The organism is Marinobacterium marisflavi (assembly GCF_982447095.1).
Map to the genome: position 1 here is coordinate 219,622 of NZ_OZ457898.1, position 15,629 is coordinate 235,250.

General features: G+C 53.9%; 15 protein-coding genes. 8 read left to right on the forward strand and 7 right to left on the reverse strand.

Annotation, left to right across the window (positions count from 1 at the left end):
- Window positions 1-44: 44 nt before the first annotated feature.
- The 4 genes from AC1WNR_RS01035 to AC1WNR_RS01050 form a co-directional block, all read right to left on the reverse strand.
- The gene (locus AC1WNR_RS01035; protein ID WP_481642707.1) at window positions 45-1,292 is read right to left on the reverse strand and encodes an ABC transporter substrate-binding protein; all 1,248 of its coding nucleotides are present in this window, start codon (window positions 1,290-1,292) and stop codon (window positions 45-47) included.
- A 180-nt stretch (window positions 1,293-1,472) separates the two neighbouring features.
- A complete protein-coding gene (locus AC1WNR_RS01040; protein WP_481642708.1) occupies window positions 1,473-1,790 on the reverse strand; it encodes a Dabb family protein in 318 nt (105 codons plus the stop codon).
- A complete protein-coding gene (locus AC1WNR_RS01045) occupies window positions 1,783-3,018 on the reverse strand; it encodes a YbiU family protein (RefSeq protein ID WP_481642709.1) in 1,236 nt (411 codons plus the stop codon). Before AC1WNR_RS01045 ends, AC1WNR_RS01040 begins: the two co-directional genes overlap by 8 nt.
- A 10-nt stretch (window positions 3,019-3,028) precedes the next feature.
- Window positions 3,029-4,009: a LacI family DNA-binding transcriptional regulator gene (locus AC1WNR_RS01050; protein WP_481642710.1), complete on the reverse strand. Its 981-nt coding sequence runs from the start codon at window positions 4,007-4,009 to the stop codon at window positions 3,029-3,031.
- A gap of 140 nt (window positions 4,010-4,149) precedes the next feature.
- Between AC1WNR_RS01050 and AC1WNR_RS01055 the strand changes: the two genes are divergently transcribed.
- Window positions 4,150-5,151, forward strand: coding sequence for a Gfo/Idh/MocA family protein (locus AC1WNR_RS01055; protein ID WP_481642711.1), 1,002 nt, complete (start codon window positions 4,150-4,152; stop codon window positions 5,149-5,151).
- Window position 5,152: 1 nt separating this feature from the next.
- Window positions 5,153-6,331, forward strand: coding sequence for an AGE family epimerase/isomerase (locus tag AC1WNR_RS01060; RefSeq protein WP_481642712.1), 1,179 nt, complete (start codon window positions 5,153-5,155; stop codon window positions 6,329-6,331).
- Here the strand turns inward: AC1WNR_RS01060 and AC1WNR_RS01065 are convergent.
- On the reverse strand, window positions 6,317-7,180 hold the full coding sequence (locus AC1WNR_RS01065) for a shikimate dehydrogenase family protein (RefSeq protein ID WP_481642713.1): 864 nt from the start codon (window positions 7,178-7,180) through the stop codon (window positions 6,317-6,319). The two genes, AC1WNR_RS01060 and AC1WNR_RS01065, sit on opposite strands and share 15 nt — an antisense overlap.
- 85 nt (window positions 7,181-7,265) lie before the next feature.
- Between AC1WNR_RS01065 and AC1WNR_RS01070 the strand changes: the two genes are divergently transcribed.
- From AC1WNR_RS01070 to AC1WNR_RS01095, 6 genes are all read left to right on the forward strand, one after another.
- Window positions 7,266-7,802: a DUF924 family protein gene (locus tag AC1WNR_RS01070; protein WP_481642714.1), complete on the forward strand. Its 537-nt coding sequence runs from the start codon at window positions 7,266-7,268 to the stop codon at window positions 7,800-7,802.
- Between the two features lie 160 nt (window positions 7,803-7,962).
- Complete coding sequence (locus AC1WNR_RS01075) at window positions 7,963-9,147, forward strand: ABC transporter substrate-binding protein (protein WP_481642715.1); 1,185 nt, start codon at window positions 7,963-7,965, stop codon at window positions 9,145-9,147.
- A complete protein-coding gene (locus AC1WNR_RS01080; RefSeq protein WP_481642716.1) occupies window positions 9,144-10,718 on the forward strand; it encodes an ABC transporter permease subunit in 1,575 nt (524 codons plus the stop codon). Before AC1WNR_RS01075 ends, AC1WNR_RS01080 begins: the two co-directional genes overlap by 4 nt.
- Window positions 10,718-11,350, forward strand: coding sequence for an ATP-binding cassette domain-containing protein (locus AC1WNR_RS01085; protein WP_481642717.1), 633 nt, complete (start codon window positions 10,718-10,720; stop codon window positions 11,348-11,350). Before AC1WNR_RS01080 ends, AC1WNR_RS01085 begins: the two co-directional genes overlap by 1 nt.
- The gene (locus tag AC1WNR_RS01090) at window positions 11,343-11,948 is read left to right on the forward strand and encodes a CDP-alcohol phosphatidyltransferase family protein (RefSeq protein ID WP_481642718.1); all 606 of its coding nucleotides are present in this window, start codon (window positions 11,343-11,345) and stop codon (window positions 11,946-11,948) included. Before AC1WNR_RS01085 ends, AC1WNR_RS01090 begins: the two co-directional genes overlap by 8 nt.
- Before the next feature lies 1 nt (window position 11,949).
- Complete coding sequence (locus AC1WNR_RS01095) at window positions 11,950-14,088, forward strand: FAD-dependent oxidoreductase (protein ID WP_481642719.1); 2,139 nt, start codon at window positions 11,950-11,952, stop codon at window positions 14,086-14,088.
- Here AC1WNR_RS01095 and AC1WNR_RS01100 read toward each other — a convergent pair.
- Both AC1WNR_RS01100 and AC1WNR_RS01105 read right to left on the reverse strand, forming a co-directional pair.
- Complete coding sequence (locus AC1WNR_RS01100) at window positions 14,077-14,883, reverse strand: sterol desaturase family protein (protein WP_481642720.1); 807 nt, start codon at window positions 14,881-14,883, stop codon at window positions 14,077-14,079. The genes AC1WNR_RS01095 and AC1WNR_RS01100 overlap by 12 nt on opposite strands.
- 80 nt (window positions 14,884-14,963) lie before the next feature.
- Complete coding sequence (locus AC1WNR_RS01105) at window positions 14,964-15,629, reverse strand: rhodanese-like domain-containing protein (RefSeq protein WP_481642721.1); 666 nt, start codon at window positions 15,627-15,629, stop codon at window positions 14,964-14,966.

A 15,629-nucleotide genomic window follows, 5' to 3' on the forward strand; every position in this document is an offset into this window, starting at 1 on the left:
CAAAGTCGGGGGCTTTGCAGCCCCCGACTCGTTGGATCAATGGATTACATTGATTCCAGAGCAGCAGACAGCTCTTCGACTGCAGCAGCAGCGTCGAACTCACCGTTGAAGTGAGCAGTTACGACGTCGTATGCAGCGTTTTTCAGTGCAGCTGGCTGGCCGTGGCCGTGTGCCAGTGAACCTACGAGACCGCCAGTTGCGTTAGCGTACGCCAGGTCAGCCATACCTTTTTGTGCACAGATATCGAACACGCTACGGTCGATGTCAGTACGTGAAGGCACAGAGCCTTTAACCTGGTTGAATGCGATCTGGAAAGATGGAGCCATGATTGCAGAAGCCATCTTAGCCTGAGCATCTTTCGCTTCAGCTGAGTCTACGTTGAACATAGCGAACTGGTCAGCCAGGAAGGTCATAGAACCTTCTGAACCTGGTACGCGGAAACATAGGAAGTCTTCACCTGGTACTTTACCAGCGTTGATGAACTCACCTTTCGCCCAGTCACCCATGATCTGGAATGCAGCTTCACCGTTGATAACCATTGAAGAAGCGAGGTTCCAGTCACGACCAGAGAAGTTGTCGTCTACGTAAGAGCGCAGTGTCTCCATACGTTTGAATACTTCAAGCATACGGTCGCTCTCTAGAGCAGAACGCTTACGCTCGATCAGAGCTTCACGGTAGAAGTCAGCACCGCCTACAGAGAGTACGATACCGTCGAATACAACCATCTCCTGCCAAGCCTGACCACCGTGAGCCAGTGCGATCTTGCCAGCAGCTTTAGCTGCAGCCATGGCTGCTACGAACTCATCCCAAGTGTGTGGCTGTGCAACACCAATCTCGTCGAGAACAGCTTTGTTAGCCCAAACCCAGTTGTCAGAGTGGATGTTTACTGGCGCAGAGATCCAGTTGCCATCGTACTTAGCGAAGTTCTGCAGTGGAGCAGGTACTACGTCGTTCCAGCCTTCAGCTGCAGCGATGTCGTTCAGGTTACCCAGAGCGCCTTCAGCAGCCCAGTCCTGAATGTCGTAACCAAGCATCTGTACCGCAGTTGGTGGGTTACCCGCAGTTACACGTGCACGCAGAGTGGTCATAGCAGCTTCACCGCCACCACCAGCAACTGGCATGTCAGTCCAGCCGATGCCCTGACCCTGAAGGTCCTCTTTCAGTACGTTCAGTGCAGCAGCCTCACCGCCTGAAGTCCACCAGTGCAGAACTTCTACATCTGTTGCGTGAGCAGCAGTTGCAGCCATAAGGGCGCCAGCAATGGCAAACTTTTTGACGAATTTAGTTTTCATGGATTTACTCCGACTTTTGTTGTTATCGATCTACCGTCTTTTGCAAAAGTGCGGGGCAGCGGCCGCCCCTGTTGAACTTCTAACGGGTGGAATCGTGCAATTTGAATGTTAATGGAATATTTCAAAATTTAAGTTTTTTGTTACAGATTGAAATATTCCGATCTAAAAAACGGGTGAGACTCAGACCTCATAGTCAAAGGCGAGAATGCCAGAGTGGTCTGGATCGCAGGCGGCAATGATCTTTCGCCCGGTAGCCTGATGGTTAGGGTCGGCCTGATAGAGAGCCAATGCATCCCAAGAGGCTAGCGCCAGTGTGAAGCCGTAGTTATAGCCGTGATCACGATCTTCCGGCGTCTTATTAGGCCCATGCTCAAACCCCAGTATTCCCGGATGCGTCGGCTTAAGTGCCTCTATCTCATCCATTAGGGCGATAAATTCTGCCTCGGTCACCTCAGGACGCTTCTTGAATAACACGACATGCTTAACTTGCTTAGACATAACCTAACTGCTCCTTGCCAAGTGGGCTGAGTTGATCGGGTGTAAACCGGCCTTTGAAGTCGATCTCATAGTCCTCGGGAGCGAAGTCGGGGCAGGATTTACCGGCTTCGAAAGCGGGGCGCAAAATCTCAAGGAAACGGCGGTTTTTTTCGCAGTCCGGTGCTGCACCTATATACATCACATTGGAGTAGCCACTGCCGGTGTGTTTGTCCTCAACACCGTGTATGACATCGGGGTGCCACCAGACGGTGTCACCCGGATTGACTGTAGGAATCGGCACATAAGCATCCATCACCAGCTCGTGGTACTCCTTGAACACGCCGAGAGCACGTCCGGCTTTGGCACGGCAGAGCGCATCGGCTGGAATATCATCGGCCAGGGCCCGCAGTAGCAACCAGGCGATGGTGCGAGTGATTGGAACGATGTTGAGAGTACCGTCACCGGGGCCCTGTTTGGTCAGTGCCGTCCAGCCCTGATAGGTGCGGAACATCTGGCATACCGCAGGGGAGGGGATCTCGTTAGTGCGTGTACGATAGTGGGCATCCCAAGGGTTGTATTTCTCTGGGTCGCCAAAGAAGACTTCGCGGTAGACTTCATGGAAGCTCGGATCGATCCAGCGCTCGACCGAGCCACCGTCGATGTGCGGGCTCAAACCGAGTGAGGCATCTCCCGGTTCACGCTGGCGGATACGATCTGCGTAGAGGCACTCCTTGTTTGGATCAAATTCAGGATTGTCAGCGTCTAGCTCCCACAAATCATTGAGCCATTTGCGCAGATCCGCCATCTGCTGCGACGTACGTGCCTGCATCTGCGGTTGCGACCAGTAGAGGCCGAAGATCTGCGGTTTGCTTGATGCCAGCGCACCAAAGTAGTTATCCAACCCCGCCTTCTCTTTCTGCTTGTCGAAGTAGTTGTTGTCGGCAACGTAGCGCATCAGATTGTCGTTCCAGGCATTTACCTGCGCCTGATCGAAAACCTTACGTACAACGATAACACCACGTCGGTGAATCTTATCGATGGTTGCCTGGCTTATCTTCCCAGCCTGTATGTCAGCAAAATCAATATCCACCACAGCATGCCCCTCAGCCATCTCCTGTTTTACCGCAGCGATTTCAGCTTTAAGACGCGCTGTCTCTTGCTCCAGGCGCTGCTCAAAGTCCGGCATGCGCTCACGTAGTGTCCGCTTGGAGTCGATGATCTGCTGTTCGATGTTGTTTGGGTCTAACATTTTCGGGTCCTCAGTCTAGGGGATAGGCCACAGGGATTAGGGTCTGGATTGGTTCGCGGGTGGGCGCACGTAGACGAGTAATCAGCGTCTCTGCAAGCTGCTCTCCAGCCGTGTAGAGATCTTCGGCAATCAAGCGGATGCCGTCTTTGAGCTGGTAGCCAAGCGGCTGGCTCAGTGCTTTAACAACGTATTCTGGTCGTGGATTGGTGGGATTCTGATGTCGGCCCTCAAATAGTGCCGGCAGAATTGCATCAGAGAGCAGCACTAAGCCGTCATACACTTGCTGTCGCTCTTTTGCCCAGCTGACCAGGGCTTCGGCCGGCGATTCGTTATTGATATCGCTGATCACCTCGCCTTGGATTCCAAACGCACTGCAGGCGTTATTGAAGGCGCGGCGCGTAATGAACTCATAGGTGGTATTCGCGCTTGGTAGAATGATGCCTAGTTTGTGTGCGCCTCGTTGAGCAAGGTCTGCTACAGCGCGCTGAACAAAGGCGTCGTTATCGAAGTCGACGTAGTCATGCTCAAAATCGAGCAGAGTACGGCCGTGGGTTACAAAGGGGAAACCTTCGGTGTGTAGCCAGCTGACGCGGGGATCTTTTGGCGCTGTATGGGTCAACACGACACCGTCACAAGCGTTGTAGCGTTTGAGGTACTCAATGGAACCGAGTGGTGAGATCTCATGCTCGGGTATCACGACAAGGTGGTAATCATCCTGTGACATGCGGTCCGTCAGGCCGAGCAATAGTTGGCGCGCAAAGCTATCCGATGGATCGGTTCGATTAAGGATAAGGCCAATGACTCGGGTTTCACCGGTCTTTAGACGGCGAGCAGCACGATCGAGTTTGAAACCCAGCTCATCGCACGCGTTGTCGACTAGGTCACAGGTTTTGGCTTTGACCTTGTCTCGCTGACCATTAAGTACGCGCGATACGGTTGCGACTGACACGCCAGCTAATTGAGCTACATCTTTTATGGTCGCTTTTGTCATCTAATTTGGTAATTACTGTTGTTGATCTAGATTTTCAAAATGTAAACGTTTACATTGTGTTACATTAACCGATTGATAGAAGATTTAGCAACCCGGTTTTAGATAAAATTTGAACAAAAATTCACCAAAGAGTTGAGGGCATGGTTATGCGATGGGGTTTAGTAGGAGCCAGTACAATTGCGGCGGAGTGGATGATCGATGCGATTCGCGCCAATGGCGGAGAGATTATTGGCGTTCAGTCTGGTAGCGCCGAGCACGGCGCTGACTATGCGCAAAAACACGGGATAGCATACTCAACCACCGACCTCGCAGCGCTGTTGGATCAGAAACCTGACGCGATCTATATCTCGTCAGTCAATGATAAGCACCGTGCACAGTTAGAGGCCGCGGCTAGTCGTGGTATCCATGTGCTGTGCGAGAAGCCCTTAGCGATAAGCCTTGATGATGCTAAAGCGATGATCAAGGTCTGTGATGAAAACAATGTGCGCTTTGCGACCAACCATCACCTGCGTTGGGCAGCGACTCATCAGGCGATACGTGCAGCAATAGAAGCAGGCAAGATAGGCGAAGTGCGCTCTGCGCGTGTCTTCCATGCTGTTTACCTACCCCCACATTTGCAGGGCTGGCGCATCGATAACCCGGCTGCCGGAGGCGGGGTTGTTCTTGATATCACCGTCCACAACTGCGATATCCTCGCGTACCTGCTGGGCGAATACCCACAAGAGGTGGTTTCGATGACCGATCATAAGCTCTTCGGAGATCTCGTCGAAGATGAAGCGATGAGTGTTTGGCGCTACCCCAGTGGAGTGCTGGCTTACACACACGAGAGCTTCGCCACGCCACATGCTGGCCACGGTATCGAGATCCACGGCAGTGAAGGCTCCCTGTTCGGTGAGTCGGTGATGAGTCAGCAGCCGGTCGGTAAGGTCTATCTACAGCGAGATGGTGAGCGAGAGGAGCTACCCGTGAGCCCACATAACCTCTACCAAGCCGGTGTAGCTGACTTTATAGCGGCCATCAACGAGGGTAGAGCACCAGCCTGTGATGGCATTGCCGGTACGCGCTCGCTGGCCGTCGCCTTGGCTGTACTAGAGTCCGCTAAGAGCGGCAATAAGGTGAGCGTAGACTATGCGGGAGTTTGATATGCAGTTTGATACGCGCGAGTTTCTGCAAACACACACCGAGTCTGTCTTGGCTTTCTACGAGCCGGTTGTGCGTGACCCTAAGGGCGGTTTCTTTCAAAACTTTCGCGACGACGGTTCTGTTTACGACCCGGTGAATCGCCACCTTGTTTCGTCTACGCGTTTCGTTTTCAACTATGCCGAGGCCTACCGCCGCGGCTATGGTGAGCACTATGCGGACTGGGCGCGCATGGGTCTTAAGTACCTGGAGACACACCATCGAGTGGACGCTACTGGCCATTTTGGCTGGATGCACGGTGATGAGCTGGATAACACTGCCATGGCGTACGGCCAGGCTTTTGTGATTCTGGCTTATTCGCACGCACACCTAGCAGGGCTGACCGATGGTACTGCGGCGATCGCGGCCGTCCATCAATTGTTGGACGAGCAGTTTTACGAGCCCGAGCACCGTGCCTATGCTGATGAGCGCAGTGCTGACTTGCAGACACTCGACCCTTATCGCGGGCAGAATGCCAATATGCACCTGTGCGAAGCTTACATTGCGGCGTACCGAGCAACGCAAGATCCGATCTACTTCGATCGCGCAAACTCACTCGCGCGCCGTTTTGCTGGCGAGCTTGCCGGCGTCTCAGGCGGATTGATCTGGGAGCACTATGACGCGGATTGGAATCCCGACTGGCAGTACAACATCGACAAACCCGACGACCTATTCAAACCCTGGGGTTTCCAACCGGGGCATCAGAATGAGTGGGCCAAACTTCTGCTACAGCTTAACGCGCTGAAACCAGATAGCTGGTATGTTGAGCGCGCAAAGGCACTCTTTGATGACGCGGTAGAGAAGGGGTGGGACAGCGAGTTTGGCGGTCTAGTTTACGGCTTTGCGCCCACCGGTGAATTTGCTGATGCGCAGAAGTACTTCTGGGTGCAGGCTGAATCAATCGCTGCGGCTTATCGCCTCTATAAGGTAACGGGTGAAGAGCAGTATCTGGATTGGTACAACCGTATCTGGCAGTACAGCTGGGACAATTTGGTTGATCACCAGTACGGTGCCTGGTTCCGTGTAGTCGGGCGTGATGGTTCAAAGATATCAGATGAGAAGTCCCCGATGGGCAAGGTGGATTACCATACCCTCGGGGCCTGCTGGGATGTGATGGATAATTTGAGCTCAGCTCAGCTTTAAGATCTCACTCTTAAGCTCGAACTCTTCGATGAAGCGGCCCAGCGCCTGACTGGCATCCGCTTCAATATTGGCGAAGGTCTGGAAAGCGTCGATGCCTTGATAGAAGAACAGATCAAAGCCGCTTACCAGATCCAGCCCAGCCGCATGCGCGGCTTTTAGGAACTCAGTCTCCAGAGGTACATAGACCGCATCAAATGCCCACTGCTGCCCGCCAAACAGACTTGGATCCAATGGGATGCCAGGGGTTGCGTAGTGGCCAACCGGAGTGCAGTTCACTAGGCCATCGGCCTGCCTCGCTGCTGCTTCAATCTCATCTGCGCTAATAACTTCCGCCGTGTAGCCCTTGGCGTTCACCGCATCCGCGAGCGCTTTGGCGCCTTTTGTATTCAGGTCAAAGATTCGTAGTTTGGTAGTGCCGCAGTGGAACAGACCGAATGCGACTGCACGGCCTACACCACCCGCGCCCAGCATCAAGACTTCGCCGGCGGGTTTATCGCCGCGGCGCGCTTTGTAGCCGCGAATAAATCCGGTGTAGTCGGTGTTGGTCGCGCGCACTTTCCCGTCTGCCAAGTAGAGTGAATTGGTGGCGCCGACCTCGACTACCGCCTGGTCAGGCTCATCCACATACTCCACCGCTAGCGCCTTAAATGGGAATGTGACGTTACAGCCGGTGTAACCCTCATCTTTGAGCGTCTGCAACATTCCCTCAAACGCCTCACGGCTATTCTCGCCCGGATCGTTGAGGTTGTAGGTAACATCCACCCCGTAGATATCGCCTAGCATGCGGTGTAGGAAAGGCGCGCGCGACTGAGAGATAGAGTTGCCGATCAGGCCGAGTTTAATGTTCATGGGGACGTTCCGAATAAAAAGAGAGTGCACACATGATAATGACTTGGCGTCTACACTCAAAGCTGAATGGTAATAGGAGGCGAGTGTGGATAACGACGTATTGGAGTTCTGGTTCAACGAACTCGAGCCTAAGCAGTGGTTCGTAAAAGACCGAGATTTGGACGCGATGATCGAGGCGCGTTTCTCTTTGCTAGTTGAGCAAGCGCGCGCGGGTGAGCTGTTCTCCTGGCGAGTCGCGCCTCAGGGGCGCTTAGCTGAGATAATCCTAATCGATCAGTTCTCGCGTAATATTTTCCGCGACAAACCTGAGTCGTTTAGTGCCGACCCTGTTGCTCTAGTGCTGGCGCAAGAGGCGATTGGTGCGGGTGCCGATCAGCGGTTAGATGTCCAGGAGCGGGCATTCCTTTATATGCCCTTTATGCACTCGGAATCGCAAGCTATACACGAGCAGGCTGTTGTACTGTTTGATCAGCCAGGGTTGGAGTACAACTTGGAGTTTGAGTACAAACACAAGGCTATAGTCGATCGCTTCGGGCGATATCCGCACCGCAATGAGATCTTGGGACGCAAGTCGACTGAAGAGGAGATCGCCTTTTTAAAAGCGCCGGGATCATCATTCTAGGGGTTCTTTTATGGTGCAATTTGGTCTGACCATCGAAGTTTGTACGTAGTTTTGATATAGCTCGATAGATAGTTTGATAGATAGTTTGATAGAGAGTGTGTAAGGATTCAGCGCGCTCGACGACAAAACAATAACTAGACCCGCTAAGGAATTTATGAACATGTCAAAACGACCCCTTCTGCCGGCACTTCTGCTGGCTTTACCCTTTGCTTCAATCACTCATGCACAAGATTGGAATGCTGTAGAGAGCGAAGCGCGCGGGCAGACAGTCTATTTCAATGCCTGGGGCGGTAGTGATGTTATCAACAACTACATTGAATGGGCCGCAGGACGTGTTGCCGAAGAGTCCGGCGTACAGGTCGAGTTAGTCAAAATTACGGACGCAGCAGCAGTCGTTACCCGGATCGCCACAGAGTTTAAGGCGGGTAACACAAACGAAGGTAGCGTCGATCTAATGTGGGTGAACGGCGAGAACTTCCGCCGCCTGAAGCAGGAAGGGTTGCTGGCTGAATCCTGGGCACAAGATCTACCCAATGCCGCTCTAGTTGATTACAGCTTGCCTGTGACCACGGATTTCTCGATTCCCACTGAGGGGCAAGAGAGTCCTTGGGGCGGCGCGCAGCTAACGCTGATCTATCATCCGGATCGATTGGAGACGCCTCCCGCGGATGCAAAGGAACTGCTGGCGCTGGCTAAAAAGCAACCCGGCACACTGGCCTATCCTCGCGTCCCTGATTTTCATGCAACCAGTTTCCTGAAGCAGCTGTTGCTTGATCTCTCGGACGAAGACAGTGCGCTCTACCAGCCAGTGACTGATGCTGAGTTCGAGCGCGTGACCGCACCGCTATGGAGTTATCTGGATCAGCTGCATCCGCTGCTCTGGCGTGAAGCTCAAGCTTTTCCTCAGGGTATTGCTCAAATGCACAGTTTGTTTGCCGACGGTGAGTTGCTAACGTCGCTCAGCTTTAACCCAAATGATGCCGCTAATTTAGTGCGCTCGGGAACCTTACCTGAGGGTGTGCGCAGCTTTGGGTTTGAGCGCGGAATGCTCGGCAATATTCACTTCGTAGCGATTCCCGGTAACTCAAAATCGAAAGCCGGCGCGCAGGTGTTCGCCAACTTCCTGCTCTCACCTGAAGCGCAACTGCGCAAGGCCGATCTGGATGTATGGGGCGACCCGAGTGTGCTGGATTCGAGTAAGGTCTCAGGGCCGAGTGCTAGGCAGCTGAAAGAGCGCGATCCAGCTGCACTACCAGCTAAGACTCCATGGATAGCAGAGCCGCATGCAAGCTGGGTAGAGCCGCTCGAAAAAGCCTGGCTTGTGCGTTATGGAGCGGGTAGTTGAGTATCAGGCTACTCGGTGTTGCCGCGCTACTGATCTCTCTTACGCTCTATCTCCCGGTCATAACGCTCTTCGCTCCGTTTTGGGAACTTGAGCTCCTCTACTTGTGGGCAGAGTTGTTCAAGGCGACTGAGTTTGGGCCGGCGCTCGCAGCAACTCTGGTCTCGACACTCGCAAGCTTGGCGGTTGCGCTAGGGCTCAGCTACCTGTTGATGGGCGCTCTCGTCTTTACCCACGCTTATCAACGATTCGCCCGTCAGTTGCCGCTGCTATTAGCCGTACCGCACTTAGCCTTTGCTGTTGGCCTGTACCTGCTACTGAGCCCTAAGGGGTGGCTAGAACGTCTCGTCGCCCCAATGGATGTCGGTATCTGGGTGCAAGATGGCTATGGACTGAGTTTGGCTGTGGCGTTAGGCATTAAAGAGAGCTGGTTCCTCTGCTGGATGATCTGGGCGCAGCTGCAACAGAGCAGCTTGGCAGATCAATTCTTGGTCGCCCAGTGCCAAGGATACCAGCGCGGGCAAATAGTCAGACAGATCCTCGTACCACAGCTGCTGCCCAAACTGCGATGGCCGCTACTCGCTGTCGCGGCTTACAGCTTATCATCGGTTGAGATGGCTTGGGTGTTAGGGCCCACTCATCCACCTACGCTTGCCGTTTTGGCCTGGAACTGGATGCTCGATCCGATGGTGGAGCAGCGTGACCTCGGCATGGCGTTGACGCTCTTGTTAATGGTACTGATGCTGGCGCTATCACTGACGATTTGGCAGCTACCTCGGGTATTCAGCGGCATAGTGCCCTCGGGAAGGCGCCGTGTCGGGCGACTACGCATCGGTCTGCCTGCGAAGCGGCTGCTCCTTATGCTGCATCTGGTATTGGGGCTATTAATTCTTCTCTGGTCGTTTACCCACAGCTGGTTCTATCCAGCGCTATTGCCGGGACGTTGGAGTCTGAACGCCTGGCAGAGCCTAGCCGTTGAGCCGCTATTGAACACCCTCAGCCTCGGCCTCGTCTCTGCACTACTGGCAATAGCGCTGGTGTTGCTGGTGTTAGAAGCGGGTATCAAACAGACGGGTTGGATATTGCTTCCACTCTTCCTTCCAGTGCTGCCGTTGGTGGTGGGGCAATACCAGATCAGTCTCTTTGTGGGTATGCCCCCTAGCTGGTCAGCCGTGCTTTTGGCACATCTGCTGTGGGTGCTACCCTATGTTTATCTGGTTCTAAAACCTGCTTATCTCGCGCTGCCCCATGAGCAGTTACTGACGGCTCGCACACTTGGCCTGAATCAAACCGACTTGTTCATGCGGGTTAAGCTACCGCTGTTGCTACGTCCGATCTGTGCGGCCTTTGCGCTTGGGTTTAGTGTTAGTCTGGCACAGTACCTGCCAACGATCTTTATTGGGGCAGGAAGGGTGGAAACACTCACCACGGAGACTCTGAGCCGCTTTGCCGGCGGTGATAAGCGTCTACTTGGTGCTCAAGCGATGGCGCTGTTGGCGGTGGCCCTGCTTGCCTACATCCTGGCACAAAGGTTGCCTCAGATTGTCTATGCCAAACGGAGGGCGATGCACTGATGTTGGAGTTGAGCCGGGTCGAGATAGAGACGCCTGAACGCAAGTTGTTCGGTCCCCTGACGTTTCAGATCGAGCGCGGAGAAATTCTAGGGCTGCAGGCTGCCTCCGGCAGTGGAAAGTCAGTGCTGTTGCGCTGGATGCTGGGCGCCGTACCTGAGGGGCTGAGTGCTAGGGGTGAATTATCCCTGGATGGCCGCAGGATTCATCAATTGCCCACAGATGAGCGGCAGATCGGATTACTGTTACAGCAGGCGACGCTATTTCCACATCTCAGCGTAGCGGGAAATCTGCAGTTTGCGATGCCACCATCGTCAGACCGAGCACAAAAGATCGCTCAGCTTTTACAGCAAGCGGGGCTCAATGGTTTTGAACAGCGCGACCCGGCAACCTTGTCGGGCGGGCAACAGGCGCGGGTGGCACTGTTGCGGGCACTGGCAGCCGAGCCGAAAGCGCTGCTGTTGGATGAGCCCTTTTCGAGCCTAGATCCTGAGCTTCGAGCAGAGTTCAGAGCTTGGGTGTTTGATCAGATTAGGGAACGGCAAATTCCAGCGTTGGTGGTGAGTCACGATCGCGACGATCTGCAGCAGTGCAGCCGGGTGTTGAGATTAAACGGAGAAACAGTCGATGTTTGATGCGCGTGTGCTAGAAGCGAGCCGGGCTTGGATCGAAGATCTGGCCGAAGCACTTGATGAACGGGGATTCAAAGCGGATCAGGTAACCTGGGCCGGTTTTGCGCTTGGCCTGCTGGCGCTGCCTTTTTTGGCGCTGGGAGCAGAGTTATTGGCGATCATAGCAATACTCGCCAACCGAGTTGCAGATGGGGTTGATGGAGCGTTAGCGCGTAGGCAAGGGCCAACCGATACCGGTGCGTTCCTCGACATTCTGCTCGATTTTATCTTCTACGCCTCAATACCGCTGGGGTTTGCACTACAAAATCCGGAGCAGAACGCTACTACAGCGGCGCTGCTGCTATTTAGTTTTATCGGTACTGCCAGCAGTTTTTTGGCGTTTGCGATCTTTGCCGAGCGGCGCAAGCTGAGCAGTCTCGAGTTTCCTCGTAAAGGTTTTTACTATCTTGGCGGGCTAACCGAAGCGACCGAGACGATAGCGCTCTTCCTGATCTGCTGCCTCTTTCCTGGTCTCTTTCCAACCTTGGGTACGCTCTTTGCGGTGCTCTGTCTAATTACCACTGCAATGCGACTGAAAGCAGGTATGGAGGCGCTAAGCTGATATGAAAAAGATTCTGATTGTACTGTTTGTGTCCGCTTTAGGCGCCGCCTATCACTTTGACTTGACCAGTTATCTGAATTTCGACGCTGTGCGCGGGCAACTCGATAATGCTCGCGCAGAAGCTGCTGCGGCGCCGCTCTTTGTCGGGTTGCTGTTGTTCGGGATCTACACGGCCGTGACGGCTTTATCGATTCCCGGTGCGGTACCGCTGACCTTGCTGACTGGCGCTATTTTCGGTCTAGGCTGGGGTACCCTGATCGTCTCCTTCGCCTCAACTCTGGGCGCGACCTTAGCGTTCCTAGTGGCACGTTACCTGCTACGTGCCTACCTTGAAAAACGTTTCGGTTCGACATTCAGCAAAATCAATGCGGCGATGGAGCGCGAGGGTGCGCGCTACCTCTTTTCACTGAGGCTAGTGCCGCTCTTTCCGTTCTTTTTGATCAATTTGCTGATGGGTCTGACCCGTATTCCAACGCTGAAGTTCTATTGGATAAGTCAGCTTGGCATGTTGCCCGGAACGCTGGTCTACGTGAATGCAGGTAGCTCGCTGGCGGAACTCGAGAGCCCTGCCGGAATTCTCTCTGTGGAGATGTTTGTTGCTTTCGCGCTTATCGCGCTACTGCCCTGGGTCTCCAAGTGGCTGCTTGGTTGGATGGATAGGCGTCGGGTTTACCAAGGCTTCAAACGTCCAGCCAAGTTCGATACCAATATGGCGGTGATTGGTGCCGGTGCTGGCGGTTTAGTCAGTGCCTATATCGCGGCAGCGGTAAAAGCCCGGGTGACTCTCATTGAAGGGGCCGAGATGGGGGGCGACTGTCTTAACCGCGGCTGTGTGCCGAGTAAGGCGCTGATTCGGGCGGGCGCTGTGGTTCGAACCATTGAGACCGCTAACAAGTTTGGTGTTAACGGCACGGCAGAGGTCGATTTTCCGGCGGTAATGCGGCAAGTACGGCAGGTGATTGCTGAGGTTGAACCGCATGATAGCGTTGAGCGTTATACCGGGCTCGGCGTGGACTGTGTGCAGGGTTGGGCGCGATTTGTTGACCCTTGGACGCTAGAGATAGAGCAGCAGGGCAAGCTGAGCCGACTAACCGCTGAAAATATTGTCGTGGCCACCGGTGCTAAACCGAGGCAGCTGCAGATTCAAGGATTGTCGGATGCGTTGACGCTCACTAGCGACTCCTTATGGGACTACTTGAGTTCACTCGATACTGCACCCGAGCATTTGGCTATTTTGGGTTCGGGCCCTGTAGCCATTGAGCTAGCGCAGGCGCTTAATCGTTTGGGCGTCAGAATAACGTTGGTGGTGCGTTCCGAACGGATCCTAAAACGAGAGCCGACTGAAGCGGCCCAACTGGTTCAAACTCAGCTTCAGGCTGAAGGGGTTGAGATGCTGTTTAACGCGCAGGTCAGCGAGGCTAGCTCAACTGAACAGGCAGTGCTCAGTATCCAGCATTCTGGGGGTGTCTGTGAGGTGACAGTCGATCGTGTGCTGTTCGCATTGGGGCGCGAGGCCAGCATGGCGGGGTTGGGGCTTGAGGCGCTGGACGTCGATACCTCAGAGGTGCGCTTGAATGAGTATCTGCAGACGCACTTTCCGCATATCTACGCCGTCGGCGACCTGGCTGGGCCTCATCAATTTACTCATGCAGCTGCGCATCAAGCTTGGTACGCAAGCGTCAACGCGTTGTTTGGCAAGTTTAAGAGCTTTAAGGTCGACTATTCGCTGATACCGCGTGTCACTTTTAGCGATCCGCAGGTCGCTGCTGTCGGGTTGACGGTTGATGAGGCCAAACAGCGTAACATTGGATATGAAGTGACACGATTCGACCTTGAGGAGCTCGATCGCGCTATCGCCGAGGGGGAGGCGCGCGGTTATATTGAAGTTTTGACGTCGACTGGGTCGGACAAGATCCTAGGTGTAACGATTACCGCACCCGAGGCAGGTGATCTCTTGGGTATCTTCTGTGTCGCGATGCGCCACAAACTCGGCCTGAACAAACTCCTCAGCGTGGTGCATGCCTATCCAACGATGAACGAAGCGAGTAAATACGTCGCGGGCAACTGGAAACGCGCACACCAGCCCGAGCGTCTGCTTAAGTTCACAAGCTGGTGGTTCAATCGTCGTTTAAAGTCCTGAACGGAAAGGGAGGGTTAACAGCTTCCCTAGCGGCACCGCACGAGGGTTAGGTGTACGGCTGATTCCGAAGGTGATGCCCAACTGGCCGTCGACCGAGTCAGCTCTGTAGGTGCCGAAGAGCTTATCCCAGATCGCCAAATTAAAGCCGTAGTTGGAATTTGCCTCCTCCATGCGCCACGAGTGGTGTACACGGTGCATATCTGGGGTTACAAACAGCCTTCTGATAACGCCATCGAGCCTGTTTGGCAGGCGAACGTTAGAGTGTGTGATCATCGCGCAGCCATTCAGGATGATCTCGAAGAGCAGTACAGCAATCGCTGGAAAACCGAACAGTAGAATCAATGCAGCTTTGATAAACATCGAGAGCAATACCTCGATGGGGTGAAATCTAAGTCCCGTTGTCAGATCAAAATCTAGGTCGGCATGGTGCACACGGTGCAGCCGCCAGAGGATAGGAATCTTATGGAACAGCAGGTGCTGGTACCAGATAAACAGGTCTAGCAGTACGATAGATGCCAGTACCACCCACCAAAGCTGCCCTATTTCAAACCAGTGAATCAGACCTATCGAGTTGCTCTCAGCCCACAGGGCTGTGCCGACGGCGGCCGCTGGGAAGATGAAGCGAATAACCAGCGTATTAACGACAACAAGGCCGAGATTATTGAGCCAGCGTCTGCCTTTAGCGATGCTCAACTCGCGTCTCGGAGCCAGAATTTCCCACAAAGCCATCACTACAAAGATTGATAGGAAGGCTCCGAGTCGAATACTAGATTCAATTTCAATAAGATTATCCATGCTGTAAAGATACGCAGAGAGAGGTTTTCTGATCAACAAAAAACGGCACCCGAAGGTGCCGCTTTGTCGATGGTGGCCGATTAAGGCTTAACCGTCGTCAGGCCGAGGTTCTCCCAATCCTGCATGCCGCCACGGTACCACTTGATCTTGTCAGCTGGGTAGCCGAAGTCGAGCAGCGCCTTGATGTTAGTTGGCGACTGGCCACACCACATACCGTTACAGTACATAACCAAAGTTTTAGCGCCGCCAAACTTCCACAGGCCGTCAAACTCTTCTGCACCGAACTGTTCAGTGAAGATATCACCGATAGAGATTGGGTCAGCCCCTTTTGCTGTGTTCAGTGCAGTCCAAGGGATATTGACGGCACCCGGAATCATCCCACGCTCCGCCCAATCTGGGGTACGTGAGTCGATAACGAGAATGGAGTCGTCACCGGCTGTCATCTTCTCTAGGTAGGCTAGCATCTCAGTCTCACCGATGGTCTCCACTCCTTCAGACAGTTTCATCGGCTGAATACAGAATGGCGGGCAGGGACGGGAAGTCAGTGCGAAGCTAGGGTTAACGGTGTTTTTGTTGTCAGCGTTACGGGAAATCGTGACCGACGCACCGTTGTGCATCACATCAACACTCATCAGGCTGCTTGTAACGCCGACTGGTTTACCCGCAGGTGCTGCCGCTTTTTCTGCCGTAGCTTGGCAGCCGCTCAAGATAAGTGCACAAGCTGCAATAGTAAGTAGTTTTTTCAT